Below are 12,941 nucleotides of genomic sequence, written 5' to 3'. Positions count from 1 at the left end.
AGTTTCGCCCACCGGAATCCGACACGCCAGAGTTTCAATGAAAAATAACCTTTAAATTTTGTCGAGCGCGTCACCGTGTGCCTGCGGCCCCGCCGTGCGACACTGGGCGCGGCAACCCTGGAGCGCTCCGCCGGGCAACCTGCGAGATCTCGCTGCGCGGGGGGCTGATTGGCGTTTCGGAAGCCGGGTTCGGTACAGTCGGATCGCACACGACATCGTGGCGATCCCATCGGTGTCGTATGCCTGCGGGTGTAGTTCAATGGTAGAACCTCAGCCTTCCAAGCTGATGGTGCGGGTTCGATTCCCGTCACCCGCTCCACGGAGCATTCATCCTCGTCGGCGGCCGCCCCGTCGCCGCGAGGGCCACGGGGTGTAGCGCAGCTTGGTAGCGCATCCGCTTTGGGAGCGGAGGGTCGCAGGTTCAAATCCTGTCACCCCGACCATCGTTCGGGGGCGGGGTTCGTCCTCGGGTTTCGACGGTAGCGGCGGCTCCGCCGTGTCTTCTCGGATCGGTATACCGACGCGTCCCACCGGGTTTCGCATACGTGGGAGAACGGCCAGGGTGGACGCGCGGAGTCGGGGGTGGGACGCCGCGTCGCCGCCGGGGAATCCCGTGGCAACTCTTCGGCACTAATCCTACGTAGGTATGTTCAGCGATTCGCCGGGCGTCGTGTTCGCTGCGCCGGAACCGTGCTGCGAGTCATTCGCCCGCGGCTACCGGCGCACGGTTCGAAAAAGCCCGAATGCGAATGTCTACGTAAGTATTCGACAGTGCCGGATGGAAATAGGAGAACGGTCGGTTCGCGACCGCGCCGTCACTGCTCGGCTTGCGCCTGTGGGCCGGAGGCCACCGTGGACGGCGGCAGCTCGGAGTGCCGGGCGAACGCCTGGTCGATCAGCTCCGAGGTGGCGCGGGTGACGATCAAACGGGCGATCGCCAGGTCGGTCTCCAGCTTGGTGCGGTCCCGCGGGGTCCGCGCGGAGTCTTCGTAGGTCTGCCCGGCCAGGCGAAAGAACAACTCGGTGGCGAAGCGGTCGGCGATGCGATCGCAGTCGGCGCGCAGACGTTCGACCAACTGGAACGTGTCCTGCATCGGCAGCCCGGTGTCGGTGAGCCGGGTGGCCAGATCGCAGCACCGGGGATTCGTGACCCGGTAGGCCTCGAGCGGGTCCTCGCTGGAGGCCAGCGCCTGCTTGGCGTACTCCGGCAACTCGGCGTAGCTGTCCTGTGGCTCGGTGGTTGCTTCCGCGTCCGCTTCGGCCGCGTTCGCGTTCTTCACTCCGAGTACGTCGGCAAGTCCGTCGCCGCGGTCCCAGGCTTCCAGCAGCTCCCTGATCCCGTTCAGCTTCATGCCCCGCCCCAGCAGGCGGCTGATCGTTTGCAGGCGGTTGAGATGGTCCGACCCGTAGTACCCGATCCGCCCGCGCACCTCCGGCGAGGGCAGGAGACCTCGCTCGTGGTACACGCGGACGCTGCGCACGGTGGTGTCGGCTGCCCGTGCCAGTTCGTCGATCGTGAATTCAGAGTCTGCAGCCATGTTTAAAAGGAAACCATAGTCGGGCCCCCGTGGAAAATGGTCCGTTTCATAACGTGCCGTTAAAGACGGTAGCTGTGTGTTGCTTCAAGGTCAACGAGCCGTTACATAGCGGCACAAGAGGTTGTGTGCTGGGCAACAGTGGGCTACCGTGCGTAGACCAGCTTATCGCGGCTGGGTTCCGGGGACTGTTGAGCAGCCCTGATGACCGTCCGATCCATGGGCCACGCACCTGCCAGAGGTGTGTGCTCGGCATCCCCGGAGATGGCTATGAGCATTACGCGAACCCTTCCGATGGACACGGGATCCATTGCATCAGCAAAGGTCTCGTCGATTCCGGCAAAGTCGAACCAGCGGCCCCCGTGCGCCGACGTCCCGGACAACTGGGACATGGACACCGGGAATCCGGATGCCTGGCGAGCAGCGGTGCGCACCTGTCAGAGTTGCCCCTTGCTCGTGCAGTGCCAGCAGTTGGCGCAGGCTCTCACCACCCGCGGAGACGGTCCCCGCGCGATGATCTGGGCGGGTGTCGCCTATGACAACTCGGGCAGCGTCATCGAGAACCTGGACCGGCACCGTGCCGCGCCGATCGACCACAAGCGCCCCATGCGGATCATCCGCACCGGACCGCGTCCGCTGCGCACCGTGTCCACGCTTCCCGCGCCTCGTCGGCACATCGTGCTCGGGCAGCCCCTCAAGCCGACCGGCACCGACGGCCTGTGACTATGCTGCGTGCAGCTTTTCGCGTCGAGTCGTTCGGTGGTGGGTAACTCATGACAGTGCTGGCATTGGAGATCGGGTCGTCGGGCTTCGCGGCGACCCGAGTCGCCGACGATGTCGACACCGACGACATCCGGAGGATCCCGATCCCGGCGACGGGCGCCTGGGACCGATGCCAGGAGCTGCTGCTCGAGGTCGCGGGCGGTGACCAGGTCACCGCCCTCGGCGTCGCTTCGGCAGGGCCGATCGATATGGCGGCCGGGGTGATCGCCCCCTTCGAGGTTCCGGAGTGGCGAGCGGGTTTCGAACTCGTCCGAGCCGCGCAAAAGCTGTTCCCGGAAGCGCAGGTTCCGCTCGCGCTGGACGGCGTATGCCTGGCGCTGGCGGAGCGAGGTTTCGGCGCGACGAGCGCGGTGATGGACAGCCTGGCGCTGAGTATCTCCGATCGCATCACCGGCGGGGTCGTGGTAGGCGGCTTCGTCTTGGTGGGGCGCACCGGAAATGCGGGGCACGTAGGTCATGTCCTGGTCCCCGGCTTCGACGATCGGTGCTCCTGCGGCGGCCGCGGGTGCCTGGAAGCGGTTGCCGGTGGACTGGCCATGGTGCGCTGGGCCAGAGAACAGGGCTGGGCGGGCACGTCGGTCCCGGAATTGCTGGAATCCGCCCGCGTCGGCGAGGACATTCCCGCCGCGGCGCTCGGCCGGGCCGGCACGGCGCTCGGACGGGCGATCGCCTCGGTGGCGGCACTGCTCGACCTCGACCTCGTGGTGCTCGGTGGCCCGCTCTCCGAGGCAGGGCCGGCATTGTGGAAACCGCTCGGCGAGGCGGTGGCCACGCACGCTCGGCTGAGTTTCCTGCCGGGATTGCGCGTCATTCCTTCGCAGCTCGGTGCGGTCGCGACGATCATGGGCGCGGGTGTGCTGGCTCTCTCCGGAAGGAACGCCTGACCTATCGCACCGTGGCGTAATGCGCTGGGCGGGAGCGAGTTCAAGCCCTCGTGCGAAGTTGCCAGATGAATGCTGTCGGCGTCGGCCGACGGCTTCCGTTGATCTTGTATGCCGGTTTGCGGCAGATGTGCCGTTGTCCGTGCGCCGGTCGAGGAGGACTTCTCCGGAACTTAACGTGAACAAAATGAACACCCCTACGCGTGTCTCGTGAGCGTGCCGCAGACTTCATGGGAACGGGCGGCCGAGGTCGCAGGTTGATTGAGCCGCTAAATAACGGTACATTGCCTGAGTCACAAGATGTCTCATCCGGGTTGAGGCGGACCCGGAGGAACGGCTGGTCGGGCAAGTGCGAAGCGAAGTGGCGCAGTGATTCCATGGGTGACTATCGAGACGTTGGCGCCGGACGGCATGTCCGTGGCGTCGGTGGGGGATGCACCGCGTGAGTTCGCGAGCTGGCAGCGGGTGGTGCAGCGAACGCTGTCGAAAATGCCCGCGCTGTACGACAAGCTCACGACCGCGGCATTGACCGAGGCCATCCATAACGCGCACGATCAAGCGCGGGACGTGGATCTGGCCATCCAGACGCGGGCGGGAAGGCATCAACTGCTCATCCGTCCGATCTTCGGCCCGGCGGGGGACGTGCATGCGGTGCGGCTGTGGCTGGGCCCCGCGTCCGAGCGGGTGCCCGCGTTGCGCCCTGCGGTGGGCGCCATCTGGGATCTGAGCAGTCAGACCATCCAGCAGCCGAGCGGCATCACGCGGCTGTCGGGCAGCACCGCGGAACAATACGTCCCGCGTATGTCGATCGCCGAACTGTTCCACCGGGTGTCGAGTTTCGATCGGCACGCGGAAATGCTCGATCTGCTCTACGATCCCAAGCCCGGTGAGCGGATGCAGTTCGACACCACGGTGATGCACGGATTCGGTCGCCCGGCCCAGTGGCGGATCACCGTTCGTGCCCGCGACGACGAGCGCACGCGCGGTGCCTGGTGGTTGATCGAGGACGTGACGTCGGAGAACGCGCCGTCGGCGTGGCCGACTTTGGAGCGCATCGGGTTGCGCGAGGCGCACCGCCGGGCGGGTACGCATCTGGCTGTCGTGCAGCTCGAGCACACCAGCATTTCGCACTGGCTCACCGATCCCGCGCCATGGGTGCGGTGGGACTATCTCTTCCGGCCTGTGGACGTGTTCCATCCCGACGACCGTCCCCGGCTGGCGGAACTCGGCGACCGGCTGCGCTCCGGTGACAGCGCCGGCGTGACCCTGCGGGTGCTCAACTACGGCGGCGGTTACACCCCGACATCGCTACTGCTCTACCCCTATCCCGGGTACTCGAGCAGACAGCTGGCCATCGCGCAACTGGTTCGCGTCGCCGACGATGTTCCGTTGCTGGAAACCCATCGCCAGGTGCTGGAACCCCGGCAGTGCGGCGCGCCGATCGGCTATGACGAACAATTGCGGCATTGGCTGGCGGGCAGGATGAAAAGCAGCCCCGCCTGCTGACAGTTGATTCCCACGACTGGGAACTACTGGCCGGTTAAGAACCCCTGTGCTCTCTACCATTCCGAGAGTGAGGACAGTGGTTCGTGGACCGGCAGATTCGGGTGAGGCACTGCTTCGCCGGATGGCCGCCCGCCGCCGTCGCGACAACATCGTGGTCGCCGTGCTGGCGGTACTCGCCGTGCTCGGCGGCGGTCACGCGATTCTCAGTGTCTTCGACTCCCCTCCGCCTCCGCCGTCGGACGCTTCGACGACGGCAATTATCGGGCGCGCGCAATTGGCAAGCTCTTTCGCCGAGCAGTTCGTCGTCACTTATCTGACCGCTGTTGCGGGGCAACAGGATCGGATCGGCGAATTCGTCGGTTCCAATCAGCAGATCACGTTGCCTTCGTCCGCGCGTCAAGTGTCCGACCCGTCGGTCGCCTATGTGTCGCGCGTGGTCTCGACGGGGGCTGTCGACGTCTGGTCGGTGACCGTGTCGGTGCGAGTCGGCAAAGCCGGCGCCGCCACCGCGCCGGAACATCGGCAGTTCTACCGCGTCGCGGTGTCGGTGTCGGATGGACGGCTGCGCGCGTTGTCGATGCCCGCGGTGGTCGAGCCGCCCGCGAAGGGCGTCGATCTCAAGCTGGCCTACGGCTCGCCCTGCGCACCGGACACGCCGCTCGGCCAGGTCGCCGCGGGTTTCCTCAACGCCATGCTGGCCGGAAACGGTGACGTGGCCCGCTACACCACTCCGGATGCCGGGCTGGCCGCATTGAAGCCGCCTCCCTACACCGCCGTTGAGCTGACCTCGCTCACCACGGACGATTCGAGCTGCGGTTCCGGCGGCGCGAAGGCCCAAGTGCTGGCCACCATCAACCCGAAAGCCGACACCGGCGCCGCCGCGACACTGGCCTACCCGCTCACCATGATCCGCAACGCGGGCCAGTGGCAGGTGGTGTCCATAGATCCGATTCCCGCTCTGTCGAGTCCGCTCGCGGTGGTCGTCGGTCAGGATTCACGCGGCGGAGCGCCGCCCACTTCGACCTCGTCTTCCTCGCCGACGGTGACGATTCCGCCGGCGACGCAGAACTGATCCGAGAGGCAGCCCGATGGGTAATCTGAGCAACATCCTCTATGGCATCCTGATCTTTGTCCGATGGGGCGGAATGATCATCATCGCCATCGTCACGATCGGTGTGGTGATTTCCGAGGCAGCCAAATCCAGGCTCTCGCCTGCGCGGATCATCGTCGTCTTCGGATCGGGGCTGATGGCCGGGGTGGTGATCTGGATTCTGCCTACGACCATCAATTACGCGCGAACGGACGCCAACCTCATCGTCCCCGATCACCCCATCGGTGGCTATCGATGAGCCAAGTGATCAAGGTGTTCACGCCGGTCAAACGTGTCCCCACGATGATCGGCAAGGCGCAGAACGGGCAGAAGCTTCCGTTCGGCCCGTACACCCTGCCCCAGGTCGCCGCCGGTGTGGCGATGATGTCGGTGACGTCTTTGTGCGCCATGACTTTTCCGGTCAACCCGGCCGTAACCTTCATCGCCGGTCTGGCCATGACGATCTTGGCGGTTTTCGTGCTGGGACTCGTGCCGTACACCGGCGTCCGGATGACCTCACGGGCCCTATGGCTGGGCAGGCTCATCGTCTACCGCAAGCCGGTGTCCGCCTCGGGCATGCCGATCACCAATGACTCGGTGCGCCACACCCTGTTCATCGAGGAGACCGTGGTCCTCTTGCTGCCCGACCGCCCCGATGCGGCGGTGGCCGCCAAGCCGAAGTCCGGTATCCGGATGCTCGAGGTGCTGAACGGGAGCGGCAAGGCCACCGACCTGTGGCGGCGACTGAACGGCAAGGACAACGGCAACGGTACTTCCACCGAAGGAAGCCCCTGATGGCACTCGGACGAGATCTACAGCCCACCGCGGCGATTCGCGGCAATCTCCAGTTCACCCATTCGGGTCTGGTCACCGCGACCTATTTCATCAACCCGCTCGGTTACGGCTTGCGCAAGGCCGGTGACAAGTACGACGTGAAGCTGGCGCATCACTCACTGGTCACCAACTTGCCGAGCGGATCGTTGCTGTTGGGTATCCAGGCGCGGCTGAACACGATCGACGTGCTCACCAAGATGGTGGAGGGCGTCGACCTGGACGAGTGCGAGGACTACGCCGACGAGGTGGTCGCCTCCTACGAGCGCGTGCACGCGATCATGCCGCAGACCCGCATCTTCCTGCTGTCCATCCCGGTCGGGGCAAGCAACTCCAGTATGTCCGCGTTGTCGCGCCTGTGGCGCGGTAGCACCACCACGATCGATGCGACGGCGATCGCACGCGCCGACCTGGACGCCTACGACGAGAAGGCGAACGAGATCCTGTCCAGGATCGGCGGGGACTTCGATCCGCAGCCGGTGCCCGCCGCCCTTTTCCAATGGTTGTGGGAGCACTACCTTTCGCGCGGCGCGGCCGGGGACCCGGTGGCGCCCACCCGTGCGGGTGCGCTGGACGACGCGACCGCGGCGGTCTTCCGCTCCGCCGCGCTCGACGAGGGTGCGCAGGCCGACAGCAACCGGCGTATCCGTCCGTCGTTCGTGCCCGTGATCAAGGTTGTGCAGCCGGATTTCGAATACCGTCCCTCCTACCAGGCCATGCTGACACCGCACTCATTCCCGTACGCGGGCATGACGTTTCCCGGAGGCAGCGAGTTCCTGAACGTGCTGGAGGGCCTCGGCGACGTCACCGTCGACTGGGGCATGCGGATCTCGACCAAGTCCGCCGAGCAAGTCCTCAAGAACAACGAGCTCAACTTGCGCAGGCTCGGCGAGCAGATGGACCAGCGGGACCAGGAAGTCTCGTTCGCGCAGAACACGCTGGCGTCGAAAGCGCAGATGCTCGGTGAGTACAACCAGCACTTCGAAGTCAACGGCGGTGAATCAGAGGTCTCGTTCACCACCGTCATCGCGATCGGCGGGCCGTCGCGGGACGCCACGATGGACGCGGTCAACACGCTCAAACGCCGCTACAAGCGGTTCCAGGTCGATATGGTCGCGCCGGTCGGCGCGCAGGTCGACCTGTGGTCGATGCTGGTTCCCGGCAGCCCGCCCCGCCGGGCCTTCGACGACTTCGCGCATATCGTTCCCTCGGACATGTGGGCCGGTTTCGTGCCGTTCACCACCAGTCAGATCGGTGACGACAGCGGGCCGGTGATCGGGGTCAACCTGCTGTCCGGTCATTTCGAGCCGATCCACTTCGGCATCATGGAGGCCGCGCTGCACGACCTGTCCGCCTCGTTCGCGGTGACCGGCGAACTCGGCTCGGGCAAGTCCTATTTCCTCAAGCTGATGGCCGTGCTCGTGCACGACATGGGCGGGCAGTTCCTCGCGATCGACCGCAGTCAGGTCGGCGAGTGGGAGCATTTCGCGCGGTCGATCGATGACGCGGTCATCATCGACTTGGCCAATCCCACGGTGTCGCTGGATCCGCTGCGGTTGTTCCCCCCGCGGATCGCGGGTGAACGTGCGCTCGACTCGATTCTGCCGCTACTGGATCTGTCGCCGACCTCCGGCACGGGTGCAGCGGTGAGCAACCTGCTGTCGCCCAGAGGCATGGCCGAGCACAAGATCAAGAGTCTGCTCGATCTGTACCACGTCGTGCGCCGCTTACGGGACCACCCCGACCGCGGCGAGGAATACGCTGATCTCGCGGCGCGCCTGGGCACCGTGGTGGAGCGGGTGCCGGTGCTGTTCGACCCCAAGTTGCGACCGCTGCGCCTCGATGCCGCCGCGACCGTCGTGCGCAGCCACAACCTGCAGCTGCCGAGTGCCGAGGAACTCACCACGCCGCACCTGTACAACCGGTTGCCGCTGACGAAACGGCTCGGCACGGCGCTGTACGAACTGGTCGGCGTGGCGGCGCGCGAGGCGTTCCTCTCCGACAACGGCAGGTTCGGCCTCCTGGTCGGCGACGAGGCGCACCACTTCACGCAGACGCAGGTCGGCTCCGCGGTCACTTCCGATTTCAGCCGCGACGGCCGTAAGCACCTGGCCGCGATCGGGCTCGCCTCGCACGACCCGGCCACCGACTTCCAAGGCGCGGCGCACAACCTCATCCCGAACCGGTTCGTCTTCCGGCAGCGCGACGAGACGCTGGCGCGCAACAGTTTGGAGTGGTTGGGCGTCGATCTGGAGGAAGCGCCCTTCCTGTTGCAGATTCTTCGCGAAGAGACCTCGCCTCCGGTCGGACCCGGCCGTCAGATCCCCGAGGAGCGCCGAGGCGAGATGTTCATGCGTGACGCGCTCAACCGCATCGGGCGCGGCAAGGTTCTGGGTCCCGCGCGTCCGGACCGCGCCGCGGCGATTACGAGCACTCCGACCAGTGGCGCCGGTGCGCGTTCGGCCCTACCGGAGCGATTGGCGCGCTGATGAGATCACTGCTCGGCTCCGGCATGCGTACAGAGGGGGCGTCCTTCGGAATGCCCTGGGAACCCCAGTTCTGGGACACGGACCGTTGGCGACCACAGATGGTCTTCCGGCGATTCCGGGCTTGGATCGCCGCGTCCCGCCGTCGTCGCAGGATCTCGTGGATCGTCATCGCCCTCTTCGTGCTGCTCGTCTTCCCTGGCCTCCTTCATGCCGTGTCCGTCGCGCAGACCGGCGCCCTGGCCCAGGGGGCCGCGCCCAACAGCGCGACCAGCTGGATGAACGTCAAAGACTCCCAGGGAGTGAACGTCTCGAGCTACCAACTGGTGGTCGATAACGGCGGAGTGTTCAACCTGGGGAATTTCGCGCTGTGGATCATCCTCATGCCGATGTTCGCGCTATGGCTGGTCACCGTGACGACCGGGGTCTGGTTCCCCGCGGAGGCGATGGATTTCGGGTGGCTGAATCTGATCAGCGCGCCGTTGCAGGCGATGGCCCAAAATTTCACGCTACAGATCGCGACACCATTGCTTGCCGCGACGGCACTGGCGATCGGCGCGTTCTTCGTGGGATATTTCATCCTTCGCGCCTTATACGCCAAGGCCGTTATGCAGGTCGTGACGATGATAATCGTCGCGATCGGGGGTGTGTTCTTTCTGGCGAACCCGATGGCGGAGGCGCTGTCCGACCACGGTGTGCTGGTGCAAGGGCGTGACCTCGGGCTCTCGGTCGCGGCGGGGTTGAACGGGAACAACAACCCGAATCCGAGACAGCTGGTCGCCACTCTGCAAGCGACCATGGCGGACAATTTCATCCGGCTTCCGTTGCAGGTGTGGAACTTCGGGCACGTCGTCGACGGGAACCCCTCCTGTCGGGCGGCGTGGTCGGCTGGAATGACTGCTGGTAGCGAAGACCGGGTAAAGAACGGATTGCGCTCGTGCGGCGACGGTGCCGCGTATGCCGCGGTGCAGAATCCGAGCGTCGGTCAAATCGGAGCCGGACTGCTGCTGCTGCTGTGCGCGCTCATTCTGTTGGCCTTTGCCGCGTACTTGTCCTTCAAGATCATGTGGGCCGCCCTCGACCTCATCTACTACGGATTCGCGTCGATCTTCGGGTTCGCCGCCGGCGGGTACATCTATGGTCCGACGCAGACGTTCACCGTCCGTTGTGTGGTCCACGGCTTCATCGCCGCCGGCAAGATGGCCTTTTTCGTCATCGCCCTCGGGATCTACGAGCTGCTGCTGGGCAGCCTGTTCCGCGCTGCGAACGGCCAGATCATGGTTATCTTCGTCATCGGGGCGGCTGTCGAGATCGTCGCCATCGTCCAGGTGCGGCGTCTCAGCAGGAATATCGACGAGGCCAACGAATGGGTGGTCAACCGCATCGGGTCGGCGATACACAGCGGCGGTTCGGCGCAGGGTGCGGGCGGCGGCGCCGCGATGGGTGCGGGCTTGGGGATGGGTAACTCCGGCGCGGCCAACTCGTTGTCCCCGCTGGCGATGCTCGGCGCGGTCAGCACCATCAACAGCTCGCCGGTCACCGCATGGATGTTCGCGGGCCGTCTCAACCCGCTGAGTCCCTTCTCGCGGGTCGATCATATCGATAAGAAGAATAAGGCGAGGGGCCTGAGTTCGCGGGACCTGAGAAATGCCACGCACGGTGCCGCCTACGATCGGGTGTCCTCCGCCGATTTCGCGCGGGCTGGAATAGCGAGGTCCGGGGCGCGACGCAACAGTGAAAGAGCGGCCGCCTTCGCGGCGGAGAATGTCGCGCATGCGACAGGCATGATGGGCAGCGTGCAGTATGCCCTCCGGATGGCGGGTATCAGCTGGGGAAGAGGGCAACGGGCGACCATCGCGCGAGCGGATATCATCCGGCACGCGGACGACGAGCCGCTCGCATCGAAGCACCTCGGCCGTGTAGTCGCCGCGCACAAGCATTTCGAGCGGGACTTCCATACGAATCCGGGAATGATGATGGCCAGGTTCCACGGGTTGGAGGCCAGCGTCGATCGGTATCGAGGTGATTATCAGGGCGGTGTGCACATTTCGGAAGAGCTGGCCCAGCTCGGCAGAGATTACATCGACAATCCACACAAGCAATGGATCGATGCACTGCAGGCCCATGCCGAGGGGCCGATCACGGACAATACCGCCGCGCGGCTGCGGATCAATGGCCGGGACCTGAATCAAACCGAAGCGGACCGGTTGAGGAGCTGGATCTCCAACGAGCATGCGCTGCGGGTCCAGGCGGCCACCAACTGGGTAGCCGAAAACCCCAACGACTTCGAGCGGATCCGAGTACTGCGTTCCGAAATCGACAAAGCTGCTCAGACCGACCAATGGCAGGCGGGCCGGAATATCACGGGTGCTGTCTCGCTCCCGCAGCCGAACCCCGCACAGCCGCTGCCCGCGATTCCGGGCAGGATCCTCAATCCCCTCAGAAACCCGCGCGGCCGCTGATCACCCCGCGATGAGGGCAAGACAGCGGGGCAGATATCACAGAAAGGCAGTCGATGATCGGTCGTCTCCTAACATTCGTACTGATGCCGTTCTGGATATGGCTGGTGCTGGGGGGCGTCGGCGTCCTGTTCGTGATCCTGATGGGCCTGGTGCTGGTCATCGGCGGTGCGACGTCGGCGATCGCTTCCGACCTGCACTACCAGTGCGACAGTGCGGTGGGACCCGACCCCTCCCAGACCGTGACCGCGACCCGGGCGTCGACGGCGGCGCGGCCGACCGCGCTCAGCGCACCTGCGGCTGGGGTGACCACCGCTCCCACGACGAATCCGTATGCGCAACTGACCATCGCGCCGGACGACACCAATGTGTCCGACTGGCAGCGCGCGTGTGCCACAGCGCTGAAGGACGCCCCCTACCAAGATCCGCCCCTGATCTCGGGTAATTCGGGAATCGGCGCCGAATGCGCGCGTCGGCTCGCCCTCGCGCAAGCCGGAGCCTCGTCGAACGGAGGTCAGGGCCGCGCCGGTGGCTCGGCGGATGCTGCCGAGTTCACCAGATCAGTCATTTATCAGGCCTCCGCCGCACAGTCGAGCGGGCGATGCGAAGTCACGGCGGCCCCGGTGGCGCTGCCGCCGTCAGTGGACGTCGCGCAGCAACCGAGCGGTACGACTCGGCGGCCATGCGGGCAGTCCGACAGTTCGGGAGCCACGGTGGTTGTGCTGCCGAACACCGTCGCGGCGCAAGGAGCGTGCGGTCAACGGGTGGACCTGTCGGCTGTATCGGGGGGCGACCTGGTCTTTTGGAACTACCGAAAGAATGCGCCCACCGAAGTCGGAATCGCGATCAGCGGCACGATGCTCGTCACCCTCGATTCGGTGAACCGCGGTTTCGTCGAGCAGGCCATACCCAGCACTGCTGACGTGCGGGTGAAGCGAGTGCTCGGCAGCGGAATGTGATGGATACACGATGCCACCTACAGAAGTAGAGCCGCAGATAGAGGCGGGCGACGAAGCCGAGGCGCCGCCGGGGCCGGTGACGCCGTGGTCGAACCGGCCCGATCAGCAGCGGCCGCGTCCGGGTGGTTCGGTGCCGGGGCAGCCCGGTTCATCGACAGGGCCGGGGCAGTCCAATGGGGCGGGCGAGCCGGGGCAACCCGGGATGCCGGGTCAGGCTGGGTCGCCGGGTGTTTCGGGTCCGTCTGCGTCGGGTGTGCCGGGTGGGTCGGGTGGGTCGGGTCAGTCGGGGGCTGTGCCGGGTCAGTCGGGTGGTGTTCCGGGTCAGTCGGGTGGTGTTCCGGGTCAGCCGGTTGCGGGTGAGCCGGTGCCGGGTGGTGTGGTGGCTCCGCGGGTGGAGCAGGCGCCGGGTGT

General features: G+C 65.8%; 10 protein-coding genes and 2 tRNA genes. 11 read left to right on the top strand and 1 reads right to left on the bottom strand.

The annotated features are described in order from the left end of the window. Positions 1-245 precede the first annotated feature (245 nt). Positions 246-319, top strand: a tRNA-Gly gene (locus ACZ6DL_RS27810). Between the two features lie 47 nt (positions 320-366). Continuing rightward, positions 367-443 (top strand) — tRNA-Pro (locus ACZ6DL_RS27805). Positions 444-815: 372 nt separating this feature from the next. Here the strand turns inward: ACZ6DL_RS27805 and ACZ6DL_RS27800 are convergent. Further along, on the bottom strand, positions 816-1,538 hold the full coding sequence (locus tag ACZ6DL_RS27800) for a MerR family transcriptional regulator (protein ID WP_051174966.1): 723 nt from the start codon (positions 1,536-1,538) through the stop codon (positions 816-818). Positions 1,539-1,805: 267 nt separating this feature from the next. On the opposite strand from ACZ6DL_RS27800, the gene ACZ6DL_RS27795 reads away from it, so the two are divergent. From ACZ6DL_RS27795 to ACZ6DL_RS27755, 9 genes are all read left to right on the top strand, one after another. Then, positions 1,806-2,258: a hypothetical protein gene (locus tag ACZ6DL_RS27795; RefSeq protein WP_466055495.1), complete on the top strand. Its 453-nt coding sequence runs from the start codon at positions 1,806-1,808 to the stop codon at positions 2,256-2,258. A gap of 50 nt (positions 2,259-2,308) precedes the next feature. After that, positions 2,309-3,202 (top strand): ROK family protein, encoded by an 894-nt coding sequence (locus ACZ6DL_RS27790; protein ID WP_466055494.1) that lies wholly within the window; start codon positions 2,309-2,311, stop codon positions 3,200-3,202. A gap of 378 nt (positions 3,203-3,580) precedes the next feature. Next, a complete protein-coding gene (locus ACZ6DL_RS27785) occupies positions 3,581-4,705 on the top strand; it encodes a GAF domain-containing protein (RefSeq protein ID WP_466055492.1) in 1,125 nt (374 codons plus the stop codon). Between the two features lie 67 nt (positions 4,706-4,772). After that, complete coding sequence (locus tag ACZ6DL_RS27780; RefSeq protein WP_466055490.1) at positions 4,773-5,777, top strand: conjugal transfer protein; 1,005 nt, start codon at positions 4,773-4,775, stop codon at positions 5,775-5,777. A 16-nt stretch (positions 5,778-5,793) separates the two neighbouring features. Further along, entirely contained in the window at positions 5,794-6,054 is a 261-nt protein-coding gene (locus tag ACZ6DL_RS27775) for a hypothetical protein (RefSeq protein WP_039796594.1), read from the top strand. Beyond that, a complete protein-coding gene (locus ACZ6DL_RS27770; protein ID WP_466055488.1) occupies positions 6,051-6,590 on the top strand; it encodes a hypothetical protein in 540 nt (179 codons plus the stop codon). Before ACZ6DL_RS27775 ends, ACZ6DL_RS27770 begins: the two co-directional genes overlap by 4 nt. Further along, the gene (locus tag ACZ6DL_RS27765) at positions 6,590-9,115 is read left to right on the top strand and encodes an ATP-binding protein (RefSeq protein ID WP_466055486.1); all 2,526 of its coding nucleotides are present in this window, start codon (positions 6,590-6,592) and stop codon (positions 9,113-9,115) included. Before ACZ6DL_RS27770 ends, ACZ6DL_RS27765 begins: the two co-directional genes overlap by 1 nt. Next, positions 9,115-11,574: a hypothetical protein gene (locus ACZ6DL_RS27760; RefSeq protein WP_466055484.1), complete on the top strand. Its 2,460-nt coding sequence runs from the start codon at positions 9,115-9,117 to the stop codon at positions 11,572-11,574. Before ACZ6DL_RS27765 ends, ACZ6DL_RS27760 begins: the two co-directional genes overlap by 1 nt. Positions 11,575-11,627: 53 nt before the next feature. Next, the gene (locus tag ACZ6DL_RS27755) at positions 11,628-12,530 is read left to right on the top strand and encodes a hypothetical protein (protein ID WP_466055482.1); all 903 of its coding nucleotides are present in this window, start codon (positions 11,628-11,630) and stop codon (positions 12,528-12,530) included. Positions 12,531-12,941: the final 411 nt, after the last annotated feature.

The organism is Nocardia sp. NPDC041819 (assembly GCF_055590505.1).
Note: the sequence above shows the minus strand (reverse complement) of the source record. Positions and strands in the feature narration are given on the sequence as shown.

Excerpts from the sequence above, each read along its gene's own strand:
- ACZ6DL_RS27800 (WP_051174966.1), bottom strand. The coding sequence starts at position 1,538 with ATGGCTGCAGACTCTGAATTCACGATCGACGAACTGGCACGGGCAGCC.
- ACZ6DL_RS27795 (WP_466055495.1), top strand. The coding sequence starts at position 1,806 with ATGAGCATTACGCGAACCCTTCCGATGGACACGGGATCCATTGCATCA.
- ACZ6DL_RS27790 (WP_466055494.1), top strand. The coding sequence starts at position 2,309 with ATGACAGTGCTGGCATTGGAGATCGGGTCGTCGGGCTTCGCGGCGACC.
- ACZ6DL_RS27775 (WP_039796594.1), top strand. The coding sequence starts at position 5,794 with ATGGGTAATCTGAGCAACATCCTCTATGGCATCCTGATCTTTGTCCGA.
- ACZ6DL_RS27770 (WP_466055488.1), top strand. The coding sequence starts at position 6,051 with ATGAGCCAAGTGATCAAGGTGTTCACGCCGGTCAAACGTGTCCCCACG.
- ACZ6DL_RS27765 (WP_466055486.1), top strand. The coding sequence starts at position 6,590 with ATGGCACTCGGACGAGATCTACAGCCCACCGCGGCGATTCGCGGCAAT.
- ACZ6DL_RS27760 (WP_466055484.1), top strand. The coding sequence starts at position 9,115 with ATGAGATCACTGCTCGGCTCCGGCATGCGTACAGAGGGGGCGTCCTTC.
- ACZ6DL_RS27755 (WP_466055482.1), top strand. The coding sequence starts at position 11,628 with ATGATCGGTCGTCTCCTAACATTCGTACTGATGCCGTTCTGGATATGG.